Here is a 17,701-nt window from a genome sequence, read left to right on the forward strand (position 1 = left end):
TGAACCGGCCCCACCTGGGCATCGGCGGACGCTCACCCATCGACCGCGTCAACAACGCAGCGGGTCAGTACACCTAGTGCGGTGCGCCGACAAGCCGAACACCGTCACGACGACTCACCGGGTGGTGGGCGCAACGACGCAAGGAGTGACATGGACAAGCAGACCAAGATCGACAGGTGGGTCATCCTCGACGAATGCGGGGACACCACAGTCGCGCGCGAGATCGACGCACAGTTCGGCAACGATGCCGAGCGCGCGCCCGGGGAGTACCCGGTCTTCGAAGACCCTCGCGACAGGGCCAGGTGCGCCTGCATGCTGGCATGCGACAACGGCGTACCGAGCCGCTGAAGCGTGGGTGGCAGGCGGCGGGCGCTTGGTACGTCGCCTGCCACCAGTGAGCGTTCGACGCTGTTCGAGGAGATCTCGGGGTCAGCCGTCGACGTAGCGGTCTCGCTCGACGACGAACTGGCCGGTCGCGGTGTTGGCGTCGATGAACTCCGGCAGCAGCGGGATCCGCACCGTCACGGTCACGCACACCGAGAACTCCTCCCCCGGCGCCAGCGTCGGGGTGTAGCTGCCCGCGGCGTCGCAGTCGGAACCGGCCGGCGCGTAGGCCAGCCGCATGTCGGTGACGTCGACCGACTGGTCCTCCACCGCCAGCTGCGCCGCCCGCAGCGCCCGCTCCTGCCCGGTCACCGGGTCCGGCGCGGTGCCCATCGCCCGGCCTGCCTCCCGGGCCGCGGCCTGCGAGGCGAACACCCCGCGCTGCACGGCCGAGAACCCGGCCACGATGTAGACCAGCGGCACGAACACGACCAGCGCGATGAACACGAACTCCACCAGTGCCGAGCCCCGCTCCTCGGCGAGCATTCCGAGCCGGGCCCGCAGCCACCTCACGAGCCCTCCTTGAGCGCCCGGCCGGTGACCTCCAGCGGCAGCACGTTGCCCAGCGCCGCCAGCAGCGAGGGCACCGAGCCGGTGCAGCGGACCACCACCAGAGTGGCCCCGCTGGGGTCCGGTTCCTCCCCCGACGTGCAGGACAACCCCTGCGCCGTCTGCACCGAGGTCGCCGACGCCACGACCTGTACGGTGCGGTCCGCGCCGGAGGCCGAGTCGACGTCGGCGTTGGCCGCGTACCGAGCCCCGTCCTGTGCGCTGGCGGTGACGACGTTGCGCACGTGCACGTAGACCGCCACCTGCAGCACCGCCAGCAGCAGCGCCACGATCAGCATCGAGACCATGACGAAGTCGACGACGGCGGCACCCCGCTCGCCGTCGTCCCCCTCGCGGAGCTGCTGGAACGGCCTCGGTGCAGGGGCCCGCCGCGAGCCTGCGAGCGGTGGGGGGCAGCGAGGTCCTCTCTTATCCACCAGCGCCGGTGACGGAGGTCAGCGCGTTGGAGACCGCCTCGGTGATGGCCTCGCGGAACGGGATGAGGATGGCGAGCACCAGGGCCGCCGTCATCACGGTGATCATCACCCAGCCCGGCACGTCACCCCGCTCGGGATCCTCGCCCCGGACCCGGTCGGCGAGCGCCGACAGGGTGGCGAACAGGTACGCGTAGGCGCGCATGGGTCGGTCCTTTCTGGTTCCGCTCATTGCGAGAGCGAGACGATGCTGATCAGGCCCGGGAACAGGGCGAAGAGGACGGTGACCGGCAGCACCAGGAAGACGACCGGCACCATCATGGCGATCTCCTTGCGCCCGCCGGCCTCGAGCAGCCGGCGCTTGCCGGCCTCCCGGACGTCGGCGGCCTGGGCGCGCAGCACCTCGGCCAGCGGGGTGCCGCGCTCGATGGCCACGAGCAGGCCGTCGATGAACCGGGCCAGCGGGTCCAGTGACGTCCGGTCGGCCACCTGCTGGAGGGCGTCGACCAGCGGGACGCCGGCGCGGGCGCGGCCGAGCGCGGCGCCGAGTTCGCGCGCCAGCTCGCCGCCGGAGAGCCGGGTCACCCGGGCGATGGCCGCCGTCGGGCTCTCCCCCGCCGTCACCGCCAGCGCCAGCAGCTCGGCGACCACCGGGAACTCGGCGAGCAGCAGCTCCTCCCGGCGCTCGACCTGCTGGGTCAGCCACCAGTCACGGCCCAGCACGCCGCCGACCAGGCCGGCGACGCACAGCAGCCCGGCGGAGAGCACGTTGAGGTCGCCTGCGGCGACCGACCCCACGGTGGCGACGACGGCGGCCGCCAGCAGGCCCAGCCCGCCCCACACCACCTGCTCGATGCGGAAGTCCTCGACGGTCAGCTCGCCACCGAGCGCGTCGAGCCGACGGCGCACCGCCGCCCGCCCGCCGAGGAACCGGTCGACGATGCGGGCGCCGTTGCCGATGGACGGGCCGGCGATCCGGAGCACGGCGGTGAGCAACCCAGGTTCCGTGGCCGTACCCAGCAGCCGGGACGGCGGCGGGGTGTCGTGCACGTAGGGCGCGAGCCGGTCGACCAGGCGGACCGAGCGGAACGGCGGCGCGTAGGTGAGCGCGAGCAGCAGGCCGGTCGCCGCCACCAGCCCGAGCAGCATCCCCACCATGCCCGCGCTCATTGGAGCACCCGCACGTCCTCGGGCAGCCGCCCGATCCGCAGCATCAGCCGGTAGGCCACCAGGCAGACCGCTCCCCCACCGACGAGGATCGCCGTCCCCAGGGCCGAGTCGTAGGCGGCCAGCGTCGTGGACTGGGTGGCCAGCAGCAGCAGGACGATCCACGGCGCGGCGATCGCCAGCCGGGCGGCCTGCACGACCCAGCCCTGCCGCGTCTCCAGCTCGGCGCGGGCGCGGGCGTCCTCCCGGAGGAACGTCGACAGCGTCCGCAGCACCCGGCCCAGGTCGCTGCCGCCGACCTCGCGGGCCACCCGCAGCGTCTCCACGATGCGGTCGCCCACCGGGTCGGCCAGGTCGTCCTTGAGCCGGTCCAGCGCCGCGCTGAAGCGGCCGCTGGAGCGGTACTCACCGGCGAACCGGGCGAACGGCGGGCGCAGCACCTCCGGCCCCCGGGTGGAGAGCGCCCCCAGCGCCTCGGGCAGCGACAGCCCGGCGCGGACGGCCGACGCCAGGTTGTCGACGACCTCGGGCCACACCTCCCGCAGGTCCGCCCGGCGCTTGCCGGCCAGCCGGCGCACCTGCACGTGGGGCAGCAGGAAGCCGAACAGCCCGAAGGCGATGCTGACGGTGACCGTGGCGGTGCTGAGCAGGACGACGACGAACACCAGCAGCCCCGCGCCGACCTGCAGCGCGAGCAGCTGGGCGCCGTTGATGCCGGTGAGCCCGGCTGCGGCGAGCAGCTGCTGGCGCCGGCCCGGGCGCCGCGGGTCGGTGCGCCGCTTCGGGGCCCGCGACCCGCTGCGCCAGACCAGCAGCAGGCCCACCCCGAGCAGCAGGCCGAGGAGGGCCCCGGACTCGGTCATCTCGGCTGCCCCGTCACGCCAGCAGCGCCGGCAGGTCGAACCCGGCGGCGGCGAAGCGATCGGCGTGCGGCGGATAGCCGTCGGCGCGCACCAGCCGGCCCTCGCGGGTGGTGAACACGTCGGCGGTCTCGACGACGCCGTCCTCCGCCCGGCCGGGCAGCGCGACGATCTCCCGCACCCGCCGGCGGCCCTCGGCGTCGGTGGCGGCGTGCACCACCAGGTCGACGCTGGAGGCGACGGTCGGCACGACGAACGACGTCCCGATGTTCTCCCCGGCCAGCAGCGGCAGGGTGCACATCTTCACCACGGCTTCGCGGGCGCTGTTGGCGTGCAGCGTGCACATGCCCGGCAGGCCGGAGTTGAGCGCGATGAGCAGGTCGAGGCACTCCTCCTGCCGCACCTCGCCGACCACGATGCGGGAGGGCCGCATGCGCAGCGCCTCCTTCACCAGCCGGCGCAGCGGGATCTCTCCGGCGCCCTCGAGGTTGGGCTGGCGGGTCTGCATCGAGACGACGTCGGGCAGCGGCACCCGCAGCTCGAAGACCTCCTCGCAGGTGATCACCCGCTCGCGCGCGGGCACGGCGGCGCACAGGCAGTTGAGCAGCGTCGTCTTCCCGGCCTGGGTGCCGCCGGAGACGAGGATGTTCAAGCCAGATGCGACGGCGGCCTCCAGGAAGCGGGACGCCTGCCCGGTCAGCGTGCCCAGCGCCACCAGCTCGTCGAGGCTGTGCGCCTGCAGCACGAACTTCCGGATGTTGACGGCCATGTGCCGGCGGGTGATGTCCGGGATGACGCGCTCCCAGCCTCTTTCCGCAGGTCAGCGCAGGTATGCGACCCCCTCAGTCCGCACGGAGTCCGCAGATGGCGCGAATGCCGCGTCGACAGCCGCACGGGTTCGGGTGTCCGCGTCGGGCCACAGGTGCGAGTAGGTCCGCAGGGTTTCCGTCTCGTCCGCGTGGCCCAGGACGTGTGCCACGGTCTTCACCGACTCCCCGTAGCGGATCAGCGCCGAGGCGGTGAAGTGCCGCAGGTCGTGGAACCGAGCGGTCGGGAGGCCGGCGCGCTTGCGGAGCGGCTGCCACACCGAGTTGTTGAAGGTGTTGGCCCAGATCGGGCCGCCGGTGCGCGACCGGAAGACGAGGTCGTCCGCTCCGGCCGGGAAGCCCGCCAGGTGCTCGGCCAGCGCCGAGGCGACTACGTCGGCCAGTGGCACAGTGCGGATACTTCCGCGGGTCTTCGGCGGTGCGAGCTTCGGCGGCGCCCCCGGCACCAGCGTCAGCTGCTCGAGGACGTCCAGCTCCCGCTCGAGGAACCGGACCCTGCTCACCTTGAGGCCCAGTGCCTCTCCGAGCCGGAGGCCACAGCCCGCGCCCAGGACGACGAGGGCGCGGTACCGGTCGGGCGCGGCGTCGACCAAGGCTGCGACCTGCTCGACCGTCAAGGGGACGACCTTCTCCCGGTGCGGCCGGGGCGGGACGGTGTCCCGGCACGGTGACTTGGCGAGGAACCCGTCCTCGACGGCGTCGGCGAAGATGCCGGCCAGCAGCGCCATCATCTGCCGACTCGTCGTCGGCGACAGCTTCGCCTCGATCCCGCGACGGAATGCAAGCACCTGAGTTCGCGTGACTGCCGACAGCCGCTTGTCCCCGAAGGTGGGCAACAGATGATTCCGCAGATAGGAGTCGTAGGCCCGGCGGGACGAGTCCCGTAGCGGCTGCGCCGGCAGCCAAGTCGCAACGTAGGCACGGAAGGTGCTCCGGCCCCTCTTCGGGTCAACCCAGTCACCGCGCACTAACGCCGCGGTCTGTTCGTCGAGCCACCGCTGGGCGTCGACCTTGCGCTTGAAGTGGCGGGCGTGCTCCTTGCCGTTCTCGTCCCGGTACCGCGGCCGGTATGTGCCGTCAGGCCGCCTTGCGATCGACGCCACCGCTCATCGCCTTCCCTGGTCGTGAATCTGGCCCTGGCCAGCGCAGTCTCGGCTGGTCTGCTGACCCGAACGCTGACACCGCGAATGGGACTTGTCTTCCTGCTCCCGTCTCCCTGGGGATTCACCGAGGCATCCCCAGGCCCGCGTCGGGATGTAGTGCGAGCCGTCGGAAGTCCTCGGGGCGCGGCGGTCGGACGACCAGCTGCGACTGCGCCGACAGGGAGGCGGGTGTCTGGGTGGTGGCGAGCTCGTGGTCGTGGCGGGCCCGCCACCTGTCCCGCTCGTGGACGAGGTGGTTGACCGGCTGGGCGAGGAGGGCCGGCTCGGCCGTCAGGCGCGCGATGCGAGCTCGGATGGCGGCCAGTTCTGCCTGAGTGGCGGCGATGTCCCGGTCGGCGTCGGACAGTCGCTCCGCCGGGTCGAGGGTCCAGGCGAGAGATCCGAAGCGGGCGAGCCGGTTCTCGTGCTGACGGCGGGCGTCGGCCACCGCGGCCCCGGCGTGCCGGTGGGTCTCCTGGGCGGTGGCTGCGGTCGCGTGCAGCTGCGCGTGCTCCGGGTGGGCGTGTTCGGCATGGTGGCGGGCGTAGGAATCGAAGGCGGTCCATAGCCGGGGTCGGTCGTCGGCCCGGTCAGCCAGGCGCGCGATCTGCTGCGGGTCGGTGGGTATCGCGGGCAGGTAGGGCCGCCAGGCGTCCGCCCAGTCCGTGAGCTGCTCGCGGGCCCGGTTCACCGCCGCCCGCCGGAGTTGGAGCCGGCCGGGACCGTCGAGCAGGATCTGCGCGGCGTCGCGGGCGGCGTCACGCGCGGCGTCCCAGCTGCCGAGCAGCGTGTCGCGGATCCGGTCGGTTTCGGCGGTGACGAGCGCGCCGCTGGCGTCGGCCCGCGCGGTGGCGTGGCGGGCGTCGATTCCTGTCTGCCGATATGCATCGGTGAGCGCGGCGGCCCGGTCGGCGTGGGCGGACTCGAGCGCGACGATCTGGCGCAGCGCGTCCCGGCACGGCAGGTCGTGGGCGAGCCGGTCCAGGCAGCGCTGCTCGGCCGTCCACGCCGAGTGCAGCTCGGCGAGCGCCTGCTCCAGCGGGCGCTGCTGGGCGTACCGGGTGGCCTCGGCCGCGGCCAGCCGGGCGGCGTGCGCCGGGCCGAGATCGGCGCGGTCGCGGGCGAAGACCGCGAGCCACTGCTCCCGCGCATCGGCGGGGTCGGCCGCCACGAGGTGGGCGGTGTTGGCGGTACGGCCGCGGGTCATCCCGACGTAGGCCGCCGCCGCGCCGGTGTCCTCGCCGACCACCAGGTGCGCGGCGGTCACGGTGTCGCCTTGGGCCCCGTGCGCGGTGGTTGCATAGGCCAGTTCCACGTGCGCGGTGACGTAGTCGGCGGGCAGCACCCGCACCCCTGTCCCGGGCGGGGTGACGGCGGGGGTGACAGAGCCGAGCACGCCGTCGGCGGGGGTGACATGCGGTTCGCCGTCGGGGGTGACGAGCAGCCCGCCGTCCCGGTCGACGCCGGTGACCATCCACACGTCGCGGTTGGCGACCTGCAGGTCGCGGTCGTTGCGGCGGGTGGCGATCCGGTCGCCGACGCCGATCCGCTCCCCGCCCCCGGTGACCACCACGCGCCGGTCGTCGACCCGGCCTTCGGTGACCAGCCGGTCCCGGATGGCGGCATTGAGGGCGGTCGCCTGCTCACGCGTGGCGACCACCACGGCCACCCGCTCCCCCGCGGTGTAGCAGTCGGCCGCGCCGGCGGCCAGCGCCTCCCGCAGCGCCTCGGCGTCGGGGTGCAGCCGGATCTGCCCGCGGGCCAGCAGCGCGTCGAACACCTTCCCCGGCTTCTCACCGGTGCGCATCGCGAGGGTCAGGTCGGCGTAGTCGGTGTCCGGTGTCGTGGTGCGGCCCATGGCGTCGGTGCGGGTGAAGCGGTGCACCCCCACCAATGTCAGGTGCTCGGTCGGGTCGACCTGGGCCGCGGCGAGGTCCAGGACACCACCGCGACCGACCGCCGCGAGCTGATGCCGGTCACCGAGCAGGCCGACGTGCACCCGGCACTCGTCGGCGACCGTCAGCAGGGCCCGGGCGGTGTCCTGATCCAGCATGCCCGCCTCGTCCACCACGAGGAGGTCACCGGCCCGCAGCCGCGCCCCGTCGGCCGGTCCGGCATAGGCGCGGCCGGTGACCGGGTCGGGATGGCCGACGGCGAGGCGGGTCCAGGCGCCGTCGGCATTCCAGCGCCAGCCGTACTCGAAGGCCAGCCGGGCCGCCGACCCGGTGACCGCGCCGACCTCCGCGCCGGCGACCTTGGCCGCCTTCAGCGTCGGGGTGACGACCACCAGCCGGCGGCCCTGCTCGGCGAGCAGGGTCCTGGTGGCGGCGAGGGTCGTGGTCTTGCCAGCGCCGGCCGCGCCCTCGATCACGACCAGGCGCCGCTGGCCGGCGAGCGCGGCGACCGCCGCCGCCTGTCCGGGATCCAGCCGGGTGGCACTGGCTGCGACGCTGACAGGCGGTGTCGGGTCGGGGCCCCGGACGCCGGCCGCCCGGTCGGTAGCGCGGGAGGCCAGCCGGGCGGTGAGGTCGGCCTCGACGGCGAGCACCGGGCCTGAGGTCCAGGCCCGGATGTGCTCGGGCGCCCCGTCCCGATCCAGCAGCGGCACGCACCGGCCCATGGTGCGGGCGGTGAGGTCCTCGGCCAGCTCATTGCGCACCGCCGCGTCGGTCACGACACCGGCGGCGGCGATCAGCCGTTCGGCCTCCCCGCGGATATCCGCGGTGTTCCACGCCGAGCGGCCGGCGGCCAGCCTCGCGAGCACCCGCTCCACCGCCGCCGGTCGATCCAGGGCCCCGATCGGCGTCGGGCGCAGTGCGACGGGGCGGTCGCGGGGCCGGTAGCCGAGGGCGTCGAACTCGGCCTGCCAGCGTTCCTCCAGCTTCGTTCCGGGCTGCGGGGTGACCTTGTCCGGGCGCCCGTCAGCCCACGCCCGCGTGTCCCACGCGCGGCGCAGCGCCGGGCCGGGGTGTTCGCCGGGGTGCGCGGCGGTCCATTCCCGTTCGTAGCGGTCCACATTCCGGGCGATCTGCGCGTGCCGCGCGCTGAACGGGCCGACGTACTCGGAGAGCTCCCGGATTTCTCCAGTGGTGTCCTTTGTGTAGCCGTGCGCGGCGAACGCGGTGTTCAATTCCGGATCACAGGCCATCGCGGCGTGCCCGATCCCGTTGATCGCATTCAGCGAATCCCGGACACCGACGGTGTGCAGGCCCCGCCATTTCCCGGCGGCGAACACCCGCGCCAGCAGCTGCAGGTGCAGATGCCGGTGCGGGTCCTGCGCGCGGGAGGTGTAGTGCCGCACCGTCACCGCCTCCAGCACCTCCAGCGGCACCTGCACCTGCCCGCCCCGCGGCCCGACCCGGGTAGTGGCGTGCTCCGCCAGCCAGCCGATGATCTGTTCAGCGGCGCGGTCCTGCGCGGCCTCGTACGCCGCAGCGATGTCCGGGTGCAGGGCGGCCGCCAGGGACCAGGTCTTCGGGCCGTTGACCACCACCTCGACGAACCGGACCGCGTGCCCGTCGGTGCGCAGCTGCCCGCGTGGTTCCCCAGTCGCCGGGTCGTGGCCGGCGACCCACGTCTCGTAGGTATCGCCGGTCAGCGGCGGCAACTCCCGCACGCCTCCCTCGGCGGCGGTGAAGCGGCGGGCGAACCCGGTTCCCTCGGCCAGGTAGTAGTCATCCGCCCGGCCGCAGCCGGCCTCCAAGTACTGCCGGGCCGCGGCCGGCGAACCGGCGTAGACCTTCATTCCTCCGCGCATTTCCAACGCCACCCAACAATGACCAACAAGTCACCCCTAGAAACGCCGATGGGCCCCGCAAAGCGGGGCCCGAGCTACCCCCGAAGGTAGCATGCGTGCCGTCTGGAGTGAAGGCATTAGACGGCATTGATGGCGTCTAATGTGAAGGCTTCAGATAAGATTACCTGGGCATGATCGGCGAAGGCGGTTTGAGATCTGTTGGTCGAATCGTTGGACATTGTCGGTTGTAGCTGATCGCCTCACGCTCGTGTCAGCCGTCAGCCGCTGTGTCACGTGACCAGACGCTACGGGCGGACTCCGAGCGGGGACATGTCCTCCCGCTTCCCCTGCGCGGCGCACCTGGTCTCCTGGGCCGGCCTGGCGCCGGGGGTGCACGAGTCGGCCGATAAGCGCAAGCGGGCCGGAGCAGCAGCACGGCAACAAGTGGCTGACCTCGATGCTGATCGAGGCCGCCGACTCGGTGGCCGGATGAAAGGCAAGAACTACCGGGGCGCCCAGCGCGGCTGGCTCAGCAGCCGCCGCGGCATGGCCCGCGCCCAGGTCGAAGTGGCCCACTCGATGCTGGTCTCGGCCTACTTCATGCTCAAGAACTGGCGCGACGTGGTCCATGCCGGGGCCGACGCCGGTGAGACGCGGGAGACACTTCGATGAGTTCCGTAGCAGTTTTCTCATAGCTGCCATCGGCTCTGGCCACCTCAGCCCGGTTCGGCCGTACCGTTCGTGGGAAAGCCGAACGGTACGGCCGACGGCACGGAACCGCTGGTGAGCGATCTCACCCGGCCCGGCACCCCCGCCGTCACGATGGGTGCGCGGCCGGGACGAACGTGGCCAGAAGTGTCAGCAGCTGTGGGCGCCGGTCATGAGGGCGCCGAGGTCCTCCGGCTTGAGGAACGAGGGGGGCGGCGGGGGCCCCCAGTTGAACAGGCCCTTGGCTCCCTCAAGTGTCTCCGGCGTCCACAACTGGTCATCGACGATGCAGTCCATGTCGGAGTAGTACTCACTGAAGTTGCCGGCGGGGTCCTTCAGGTACCAGAAGAAGTTCGAGCCGGCGTGGTGCCTGCCGAGGCCCCACACGTGCCGTTCCGGATGGCCTTCCAGCATCGTGGCCGCGCCGCGGCCCACCTCGTCGATGTCGTCGACCTGCCATGACGTGTGGTGCAGGAAGGTCACCGGGGCCTTCAGGACCAGTACGTTGTGGTGATCCGTGGAACAGCGCATGAAGACCCCGTGGTCGGCGATTGCGTCGCTGAGTTTGAACCCGAGGCCGTCGATGAAGAACGTGCGGGTGACGGCCAGGTCCGTTGTCCCTAGCACGGTGTGTCCCAGTTTCCGGGGCCGGACCCGCTCCGTGCGCAGCACGCCCGGCGCCCGGGCGCCCGGGCGTTCCACCCGACCAGGCCCGTTGTATGCAGTGGCCGCCACGGCTGCCTGGTTCAGCCGGGGCGCGACCTCCACGGTGGCCCGCACGCCGGTGGCCTTCTCCACCGCGGTGACGCGCTCGGGATCGCGGGTCGCATCGATGCCCAGGCGCCGCAGCCCGTCGGCGACCCGGCCGATGTCGTCGGGGTGGTCAGCGCCGACGTGCAGCTCCATCAGTCGGCGGGTGGGCGCCTGAACGATGCGCAGTTGGCGGCCGCCGTCCTGGGTGCTGAACCAGCCGTCCGGTTCCGGAGTCAGCCCGAACTCGGTGTAGTAGGCGGCGGTCTCCGCCACGTTCGGTACGCCGATGGTGACCGAGGTGAGACGGTGCAGGGCCATGACGATGGACTCCTCTTCTCGCGAAACGAATTGGTCAATTCGTGCTGGTGCCGGAAGCAACGAATCGCTGGCGGAGTTCACCGATGCCGGAAATGCGGCTGACCAGTTCGTCACCGGGCGCAAGCCAGCGTTGCGGTTGTCGGCCCATGCCCACACCGGACGGCGTGCCGGTGAACAGGACGTCGCCCGGCAGCAGCGGCAGGGCGCGGGAGAGCGCCGCGACCATGGCCGGCACTGAGAAGATCAGGTCACGGGTGCGACCCTTCTGCATCTGCTCGCCGTTGACCGAGCAACCCAGTTCGAGGTCGTCAGGGTCGTCGAGCTCATCGGGAGTGACCAGCCACGGCCCCATCGGGCCGAAGCCGGGCAGCGACTTGGCGAGGCTGAACTGCGGCGACGGGCCGGCCATCTGGGTGATCCGCTCGGAGAGGTCCTGACCGACGGTCAGCCCGGCGACGTGGTCCCAAGCCTGGGCTTCACTCACGTCCTGAGTCCGGCGGCCGATGACTACAACCAGCTCGACCTCCCAGTCCGTATGCCCCCCCTGGGGCAGGATGACCTCGGTGACCGGCCCGGTGAGGCATGAAGCCCACTTGGTGAACATGACCGTCGGGGCGTCGGGGACCGCGAACCCTGACTCGGCGGCGTGCTCCCGGTAGTTCAGGCCGATGGCGAAGAGTTGCCGGGGGCGGGGCGTCGGCGGACCCAGGTCCTCCGCAGCAAACGCGACGCCACCTGAGAGGTCGGCACCGGCGGCCCAGCCGGTGAACGTGGACCAGTCGTCGTAGACGGCCTGCGGGTCGGAGCTGAACCGGCCGTTGCTGGCTCGCTCGACGTCGACGGCCGATGCGCCGTCCGGGGCGATGAGGACCAGTCGGCCGGAGAGATTGGCGATGCGCACGGGGAGTTCTCCTCGGATCGGATCGGAGGGTGACGGTGGTGTCTGTCGTGGACGGGGGGTTCAGCCGGCCGCATCGGGCAGAGAGAGCACCGTGACAAGGACCCGGCGCAGTTCGGCCGCCGGATCGGCGGGTGCCTCGTGGGCCCGACACGCGATGTGGCGATCCGGTCGCACGAGGAGGCATCCCGCATCGCCGATGCCGCGGATGACTCCCAGTCGCCGTCCCTCTCGCGGGAGCCGACCTCGCGGATGCCCAGCGGGAAGCCCAGGTCGACGGAGACGTTCTCGGCGGCCTGCACCCATCTGTCGCTCAACAGGAAGCTCTGGCACCGCCTCTCCGGCATGACCTCAGCCCTGCCCGGAACATGCGACCGCGTCCGCAGAGAGCTCGAGCCGGTGGCCCATGCGCTCGCGCTTGGTGCGCAGGTAGCGCACGTTGTGCTCCGTCTCGACGGCGGGGAGCGCGACGCGGTCCACGACGATCAGGCCGTAGCCGTCCAGGCCGCCGAACTTGGCGGGGTTATTCGTGATCAGCCGTAGTCTGGTGACGCCGAGGTCGGCCAGGATCTGGGCGCCGACGCCGTAGCTACGCGAGTCGGCGGTGAGCCCCTGTGCCGTATTGGCGTCGACGGTGTCCAGCCCGTCGTCCTGGAGCGCGTACGCGCGGATCTTGTTGGCCAGGCCGATGCCGCGGCCCTCGTGGCCGCGCAGATAGACCAGCGCCCCGCAGCCTTCGTCGGCGATGGCGCGTAGTGCCTGCTCGAGCTGGCCGCCGCAGTCGCAGCGCAACGAGCCGAGGATGTCGCCGGTGAGGCACTCGCTGTGCACGCGCACTAGGGCTCCGCGCGGGGCCCGGCCGGCCGCCGCGACGTCGCCCATAACCAGGACCAGGTGCTCGCTCCTGTCCAGGGCGGAGCGGTAGGCGACGGCTCGGAAGGTACCGAACGCGGTCGGCATCACGGAGGTGGCGACCTGCTCCACGAGGCGCTCGGTGGTACGCCGGTAGCGGACCAGGTCGGCGATCGTCAGCAGCGGCAGGCCGTGTTGCCGGGAGAACGCCGCGATGTCGCCCCCGCGCGGCATGGTGCCGTCGTCGGCGGTGATCTCGGTGATGACCCCGACCCCTGACAGCCCGGCCAGGGTGGTCAGGTCGACAGCGGCCTCGGTGTGCCCGGCGCGCACGAGCACACCGCCGTTGCGGGCGCGCAGCGGGAAGACGTGCCCGGGGCGGCGCAGCTCTTCCGGCCGGGTGCCGGGTGCAGCGAGCGCGTGAACGGTGGCCGTCCGGTCGGCCGCCGAGACGCCGGTGCCCGCCCCCGCGTGGTCCACGCTGACGGTGAACGCGGTGCCGTGGGCGTCGGTGTTGTGCGCGACCATCGGCGGCAGCCGCAGCTCGTCGGCGCGTTCCGCCGACATGGGGGTGCAGACGATCCCGGTGCCATGCCGGACCATGAAGGCCATCTGCGCGGCGGTCAAACACTCTGCGGCGACGACGAGATCGCCCTCGTCCTCGCGATCGGGGTCGTCGACGACGACGATCATCCGGCCCGCGGCGAGGGCGGCGAGCGCTCCTTGCACCGCCGCGGCGGGCGACTGGCGAGTGGTCATCAGAAGAGCCCCCCGGCCGCGGTGATCGCGATGCGGACGCGTTCCTTGCCGGCCTCGGTGTGCTCGAGCACGAGCGCCCGAGTGCCCTCGACGTCGCCCGCCTGCAGCAGCTCGGCGATGGCGACGTGGTCGTCCGTGAAACGGTCGAGGGTCTCCTCCACGCCGTGCAGCGCCTGTGACATCACCGTCGGCAGGGCCAGCCGCCGGTACGCGGTCAGCAGCGAGGGGTTGGCGGCCAGCTCCACGAGCGTCTCGTGGAACGCCGTGTTGGCGGACACGTAGCCGTCGACATCGACGAACCGGCCGCCGCGGATCCACGGGCGGGTGCCCTCGGCCGCGCCACGCAGCCGCGTCAGCTGCTCAGCCGTGAGTGACCGGCCGACCTGGTCAATCGCGCCGCACTCGATGGCCGCGCGCGCGTCGTAGGCCGCCCAGGCGGTCCCGACCGTGATCGGCGTAACCGTGAAGCCGCGCTCGGGGTGCGGGCTCAACAGCCCGTCGGAACGCAACTGTTGGAGGGCGCGGAACACCGGCGCCCGGCCGACGTCGAGCTGCGCGGCGATGTCCTCGACGGTGATCGACTCACCGAGCGACACGACGCGGCTGAGGACGCGCTCGCGCAGCTCGCGGTACACCGAGTCATCCAGCGCCTCGGCGAAGCGACCGAAGCTGCCGCGGTAGTAGGCCAGCGGGCTACCGGGGGAGGCGCCGGCCGTGCGCACCTCGGCGACGAAGACGGTGTGCGTCGCCACGTCGACGAGTTCCTGGACGGAGCACTCCAGCGAGGCGAGGGCGTCGGCCAGGACCGGGACACCGAGCGAGCCCTCCCGCACGGCGACGTTGCGGAACTTGTCGGGATGACTGGTCGCGAACTGGGTCGCCAGCTCTGCCTGGTCCTCCGAGAGGATGTTGACCGCGAACACGCCTGAGGAGCGGACGGCGTCGTTGGTGGGCAGCCGACGGTTCAAGCACACCAAGAGCATGGGTGGATCCATCGACAGCGAAGACACGGCACTGGCGGTGACGCCGAACCGTTGCTTGTCGCAGCGCGTAGTAATAACGGTGACGCCGCTGGTGAAGTGGCCGACCACGTCGCGGAAGACCGTCTGGTCCACCCGCGGGGTAGGCGCGGTGTCCGAGCGGTTCATGTTGCTCCTCGGGATGGGAGAGGGGGCCGTGCATCACCGATCCCGAGCGTGGTCGATGGCCTGTTAACGGAGCCGAAATCGGTCGGTATGATGGCGCGCATGTCGAGGGTGACCGGCCATGCGCCCTGAGAATCGGCCCCCGGCAGCCGTCATACATAGCAAGCTCGCAGTCCCGCCGCTCGCGGACCGGCTGGTGCCGCGCGCCCGCGTGGCGCGCCTCGTCGCGCAGCTCGTCGACCGGCACCGCCTGGTCTGGGTGACGGCGACGGCGGGGGCGGGCAAGACCACGGCCGTGGTGCAGGCGGCCACGATGCTCGGCCGTCCCCTCGCCTGGCTGACCTTGGACGGCACCGACACCGCGCCGGGCCGCCTCCTGGTCTACCTCGAAGCCGCCATCGCGGGGCAGGTGCCCGACGCGCAGGGCGTCGTCGGCGCGGCGCTCGCCGCGCGCATCCCGCATGCCGAGGTCGCTGGCCTGCTCGCCGAGGCGATCGGGGAGGTGCCGCTGCTCCTGGTCATCGACGGCCTCGAGCAGTTCGCGATTGACGATGCCGACGAAGGGCGCGCGGTCATGAGCGGTCTCGTGCGGTATGCGCCGCCGTCGGCCCGCGTCGTGCTTCTCAGCCGGGTCGACGTGCCGCTGGACCTCGGGCCGGGCACCGGCCCGGACCAGGTCGCGGCCGTCGGCGAGGCCGCGCTGGCGTTCACCCCAGAGGAAGCGGCCGAGGCGCTGGCCGGGGTTGGCCGCACCGGCATAGATCCCGCGCGGGCGGTGGAGGTGACCGGCGGCTGGGTGACCGGCGTGCTGTTCGAGGCCTGGCGCTCGCAAGAGCACGTCGTCGGTGCCGGCGGGGAGGCGGACCCGCTGCATGGCTACCTTGCCTCGCAGATCCTCGACCTGCTGGACTCCGAAGACCAGGACTTTCTCTTCGCCACCTCGCTGCTCGACGAGGTGACCCCGGCCCGGGCCGCCGCCCTGGGCCTGCACCGGCCCGAGGAACGCCTGGTCTCCCTGCGGACGCGGCACCTCCCGGTCAACTGGACGGCGGGGAGCGAGGGCATGCGCTGTCACCCCCGTTTTCGGGAGTACCTGCTGGCACGGCTGCAGCGGCGCGACAGCGAGGCGGTACGCGCGCTGCGGAGCCGGCACGGGCAGCTGCTGCGGTCCGAGGGGCACCTCGAGGAGGCGGTTGAGTCCTTACTGACCGCCGGGGACCTCGACGCGGCGTTGTCGACGGCCGAAGCGGTCATCGGGGCGGTGATCGACCGGCTGGACTTCGCGGTCGCCGAACGCTGGCTCGACGCGCTGGCGCCCGCCGACGAGCCCGGTCGCCGGCGGCTGGCGGGCGCCGAACTCATGCTGGCCATCACGCGCGAGGACTACCGCCGGGGTGGGCTGATCGCCGACCGGCTCGAGCGAGCCGGCGCCCGGGCGGAGCTCGCCCACGCGTCGGCCACCGCGGCTGCGGCGCTGACCTGGTGCTACTGGCACCTCGGGCGGGTCGAGGACGCCCGGACAATCATGGCGGTCGCCGAGCAGGGGCCCGAGACCGACGCGGTCAGCTACTTGATGTCGCTGGTGGAGGGCGAGCCCGGCCGGTCACCGGCCGCTCGGACGTTCAGCGGCGGTCCCATGGACGCCCTCGTCATGCGGGTGCACTACGCGCACGGCCGGCTGCAGGACGTTGTCCGGCCCCCGACCTCGCCGTGGGCGGGCGCCGTGTCGGCCCCCTGGCGGATCGGCGCGCTGCGCGCCACCGGGCGGCTGACCGAGGCGCTGGAGCTGTACCGCGCGGCGGACGCGGGCGGTTGGTCGCCGGCCTGGATGCACGGGATCGTCGGGCCCGAGCTGATGATCGACCTGGGCCGTATCGACGAGGCGCGGGAGGTGATGGCGCGGGGACGAGGGCTCATCCTGGCCACCGGCTCGGTTGTCTTCAGCTGGCTGAACCGGCTGACCGAGGCGAAGCTCGAGCTCCGGCTCGCGGGGAACCTGGCCGCCGCGGTGGCCATCCTCGACGAGGTGGCCGCGGCCGGTGGCGATCGGTACGCCTTCATCCGGGAAGCCATCGACACCTGGCGGGGAATGGCGCTGCTGCTGGCGCAGGGTCCGGCCGGCGAAGCCGCCGCCCTACTGCGCCGGGCGGTGCGCAGCATGGAGGCGGCCGATCGCGTCTTGGACCTGCCGACCGCGGCCGTCTACCTGGCCGAGGCCCTCTGGCGGTGCGGCGACGCCGACGAGGCCGACGCCGCGGCCGACCGGGCGCTCGCCGCCGCGGTCCGGCAGGGGTCGAACCACCAGCTACTCATGGCCGTCGCCGATTTCCCCGGGGTGGTGTCCCGCCGCCTCGACGCCGAAGTCGCGCCGGACTCACCGTGGCACGATCTGGGGCGCGCGCTGCGCGCGAGATCGGTCCACGTCGACCTGGCGGCGGGCACGGTCCTCCGGCTGACCGAGTTCGGGCGCATCGCACTGGCCGTCGACGGCCGGGATGTCAAGCCGCGCATCGCCAAGAGCCTCCTGCTCGTGGCGTTCCTCGCCGCGGCGCCGGAGCATCGGGCCACCCGCGACCAGCTGATTGAGGGGCTGTTCGACGGACGCGATGACCCGTCGACCCGGGCCTACCTGCGCCAGGCGGTCCACCGGCTGCGGGAGGCGTTGCCGGAGGAGGCGGGGCTGGTGTTCGTGGACGGGGTCCTGGGTTTCGCCGAGCCGGTGCGGCTGGATACCGACAGTGGGCGGCTGGAGGCGCTGTTCACCGAGGCGGCCCACCTCCAGGGCGAGGCGCGCCTGAGCGTGCTGCTCCGAGCCTTGGAGATCGCCGACGCCGGCCCGTACCTGTCGGGAGTGGAGTTGGAGTGGGCCTCCCGACGGCGAGGGGAGATCGACGCGTGGCTGGTCGAGGCCCGGCTGACGGCGGCCCAGCTCTCATTCGCCGCCGAACGCCTCGGGCAGGCGGAGGAACTCGTGGAACGTGCCCTGGCCGAGGATCCGTACAAGGAGAGCGCCTGGCGGCTGGCCATGCGCATCGCGAGCGCGCTGGGTGACGAAGACCGGCTGATCGCCACCTTCCGGCGCTGCCGCGCGTCCCTGGAGGAGCTGGACCTGTTCCCTTCGGAGGCGACGAGCCGCCTGCTGGACCAGCTGCGGCGCTGAGCGCTCGCC

General features: G+C 72.5%; 15 protein-coding genes and 2 pseudogenes. 4 read left to right on the forward strand and 13 right to left on the reverse strand.

The window, feature by feature from the left end:
• The first annotated feature begins 150 nt into the window (after window positions 1–150).
• Window positions 151–348 carry a hypothetical protein gene (locus GCU60_RS11935; protein ID WP_163205465.1) on the forward strand — a complete coding sequence of 66 codons (198 nt, stop codon included), beginning with the start codon at window positions 151–153 and terminating at the stop codon, window positions 346–348.
• A gap of 81 nt (window positions 349–429) precedes the next feature.
• On the opposite strand, the gene GCU60_RS11940 is transcribed toward GCU60_RS11935, so the two are convergent.
• The 9 genes and pseudogenes from GCU60_RS11940 to mobF all read right to left on the reverse strand — a co-directional run bounded on the left by GCU60_RS11940 (window position 430) and on the right by mobF (window position 9,108).
• Window positions 430–897 (reverse strand): hypothetical protein, encoded by a 468-nt coding sequence (locus GCU60_RS11940; protein WP_163205467.1) that lies wholly within the window; start codon window positions 895–897, stop codon window positions 430–432.
• A complete protein-coding gene (locus GCU60_RS11945) occupies window positions 894–1,370 on the reverse strand; it encodes a TadE/TadG family type IV pilus assembly protein (protein ID WP_345770551.1) in 477 nt (158 codons plus the stop codon). Before GCU60_RS11945 ends, GCU60_RS11940 begins: the two co-directional genes overlap by 4 nt.
• Complete coding sequence (locus GCU60_RS11950) at window positions 1,363–1,572, reverse strand: hypothetical protein (protein ID WP_163205469.1); 210 nt, start codon at window positions 1,570–1,572, stop codon at window positions 1,363–1,365. The genes GCU60_RS11945 and GCU60_RS11950 overlap by 8 nt, the downstream gene beginning before the upstream one ends.
• A 23-nt stretch (window positions 1,573–1,595) precedes the next feature.
• Window positions 1,596–2,537 carry a type II secretion system F family protein gene (locus tag GCU60_RS11955; RefSeq protein WP_163205471.1) on the reverse strand — a complete coding sequence of 314 codons (942 nt, stop codon included), beginning with the start codon at window positions 2,535–2,537 and terminating at the stop codon, window positions 1,596–1,598.
• Entirely contained in the window at window positions 2,534–3,397 is an 864-nt protein-coding gene (locus tag GCU60_RS11960; RefSeq protein ID WP_163205473.1) for a type II secretion system F family protein, read from the reverse strand. Before GCU60_RS11960 ends, GCU60_RS11955 begins: the two co-directional genes overlap by 4 nt.
• Before the next feature lie 13 nt (window positions 3,398–3,410).
• Window positions 3,411–4,163 (reverse strand): CpaF family protein, encoded by a 753-nt coding sequence (locus tag GCU60_RS11965; RefSeq protein WP_239521081.1) that lies wholly within the window; start codon window positions 4,161–4,163, stop codon window positions 3,411–3,413.
• A 51-nt stretch (window positions 4,164–4,214) separates the two neighbouring features.
• Window positions 4,215–5,009, reverse strand: coding sequence for a tyrosine-type recombinase/integrase (locus GCU60_RS11970; RefSeq protein ID WP_345770552.1), 795 nt, complete (start codon window positions 5,007–5,009; stop codon window positions 4,215–4,217).
• 6 nt (window positions 5,010–5,015) lie between these two features.
• A pseudogene (locus tag GCU60_RS22090) lies at window positions 5,016–5,324 on the reverse strand (site-specific integrase); the annotation flags it as partial.
• A gap of 121 nt (window positions 5,325–5,445) precedes the next feature.
• Window positions 5,446–9,108: a MobF family relaxase gene (gene mobF, locus GCU60_RS11975; protein ID WP_163205477.1), complete on the reverse strand. Its 3,663-nt coding sequence runs from the start codon at window positions 9,106–9,108 to the stop codon at window positions 5,446–5,448.
• A gap of 321 nt (window positions 9,109–9,429) precedes the next feature.
• Here mobF and GCU60_RS22095 point away from each other — a divergent pair.
• Together GCU60_RS22095 and GCU60_RS20325 are read left to right on the forward strand one after the other, a co-directional pair.
• Window positions 9,430–9,510: pseudogene (locus GCU60_RS22095) on the forward strand (transposase); the annotation flags it as partial.
• A gap of 78 nt (window positions 9,511–9,588) precedes the next feature.
• On the forward strand, window positions 9,589–9,771 hold the full coding sequence (locus GCU60_RS20325; protein ID WP_239521082.1) for a hypothetical protein: 183 nt from the start codon (window positions 9,589–9,591) through the stop codon (window positions 9,769–9,771).
• A gap of 186 nt (window positions 9,772–9,957) precedes the next feature.
• Here GCU60_RS20325 and GCU60_RS11985 read toward each other — a convergent pair whose 3' ends face one another.
• The 4 genes from GCU60_RS11985 to GCU60_RS12000 all read right to left on the reverse strand — a co-directional run bounded on the left by GCU60_RS11985 (window position 9,958) and on the right by GCU60_RS12000 (window position 14,535).
• Window positions 9,958–10,878 carry a VOC family protein gene (locus GCU60_RS11985; protein WP_163205481.1) on the reverse strand — a complete coding sequence of 307 codons (921 nt, stop codon included), beginning with the start codon at window positions 10,876–10,878 and terminating at the stop codon, window positions 9,958–9,960.
• Between the two features lie 34 nt (window positions 10,879–10,912).
• Window positions 10,913–11,779, reverse strand: a complete 867-nt coding sequence (locus tag GCU60_RS11990) for a fumarylacetoacetate hydrolase family protein (RefSeq protein WP_163205483.1) — start codon at window positions 11,777–11,779, stop codon at window positions 10,913–10,915.
• A 348-nt stretch (window positions 11,780–12,127) separates the two neighbouring features.
• Window positions 12,128–13,387 carry a bifunctional 3,4-dihydroxy-2-butanone-4-phosphate synthase/GTP cyclohydrolase II gene (locus tag GCU60_RS11995; RefSeq protein ID WP_163205485.1) on the reverse strand — a complete coding sequence of 420 codons (1,260 nt, stop codon included), beginning with the start codon at window positions 13,385–13,387 and terminating at the stop codon, window positions 12,128–12,130.
• A complete protein-coding gene (locus GCU60_RS12000) occupies window positions 13,387–14,535 on the reverse strand; it encodes a flavin reductase (RefSeq protein WP_163205488.1) in 1,149 nt (382 codons plus the stop codon). Before GCU60_RS12000 ends, GCU60_RS11995 begins: the two co-directional genes overlap by 1 nt.
• A 118-nt stretch (window positions 14,536–14,653) precedes the next feature.
• Here GCU60_RS12000 and GCU60_RS12005 point away from each other — a divergent pair, with 118 nt between their 5' ends.
• Window positions 14,654–17,692 carry a BTAD domain-containing putative transcriptional regulator gene (locus tag GCU60_RS12005; RefSeq protein WP_163205490.1) on the forward strand — a complete coding sequence of 1,013 codons (3,039 nt, stop codon included), beginning with the start codon at window positions 14,654–14,656 and terminating at the stop codon, window positions 17,690–17,692.
• The last annotated feature ends 9 nt before the right edge of the window (window positions 17,693–17,701 follow it).

Source organism: Blastococcus saxobsidens (assembly GCF_010682065.1).
GTDB classification, from domain to species: domain Bacteria; phylum Actinomycetota; class Actinomycetes; order Mycobacteriales; family Geodermatophilaceae; genus Blastococcus; species Blastococcus saxobsidens_B.

Excerpts from the sequence above, each read along its gene's own strand:
- GCU60_RS11935 (WP_163205465.1), top strand. The coding sequence starts at position 151 with ATGGACAAGCAGACCAAGATCGACAGGTGGGTCATCCTCGACGAATGC.
- GCU60_RS11950 (WP_163205469.1), bottom strand. The coding sequence starts at position 1,572 with ATGCGCGCCTACGCGTACCTGTTCGCCACCCTGTCGGCGCTCGCCGAC.
- GCU60_RS11955 (WP_163205471.1), bottom strand. The coding sequence starts at position 2,537 with ATGAGCGCGGGCATGGTGGGGATGCTGCTCGGGCTGGTGGCGGCGACC.
- GCU60_RS11960 (WP_163205473.1), bottom strand. The coding sequence starts at position 3,397 with ATGACCGAGTCCGGGGCCCTCCTCGGCCTGCTGCTCGGGGTGGGCCTG.
- GCU60_RS11965 (WP_239521081.1), bottom strand. The coding sequence starts at position 4,163 with ATGGCCGTCAACATCCGGAAGTTCGTGCTGCAGGCGCACAGCCTCGAC.
- mobF (WP_163205477.1), bottom strand. The coding sequence starts at position 9,108 with ATGAAGGTCTACGCCGGTTCGCCGGCCGCGGCCCGGCAGTACTTGGAG.
- GCU60_RS20325 (WP_239521082.1), top strand. The coding sequence starts at position 9,589 with ATGAAAGGCAAGAACTACCGGGGCGCCCAGCGCGGCTGGCTCAGCAGC.
- GCU60_RS11985 (WP_163205481.1), bottom strand. The coding sequence starts at position 10,878 with ATGGCCCTGCACCGTCTCACCTCGGTCACCATCGGCGTACCGAACGTG.
- GCU60_RS11995 (WP_163205485.1), bottom strand. The coding sequence starts at position 13,387 with ATGACCACTCGCCAGTCGCCCGCCGCGGCGGTGCAAGGAGCGCTCGCC.
- GCU60_RS12000 (WP_163205488.1), bottom strand. The coding sequence starts at position 14,535 with ATGAACCGCTCGGACACCGCGCCTACCCCGCGGGTGGACCAGACGGTC.
- GCU60_RS12005 (WP_163205490.1), top strand. The coding sequence starts at position 14,654 with ATGCGCCCTGAGAATCGGCCCCCGGCAGCCGTCATACATAGCAAGCTC.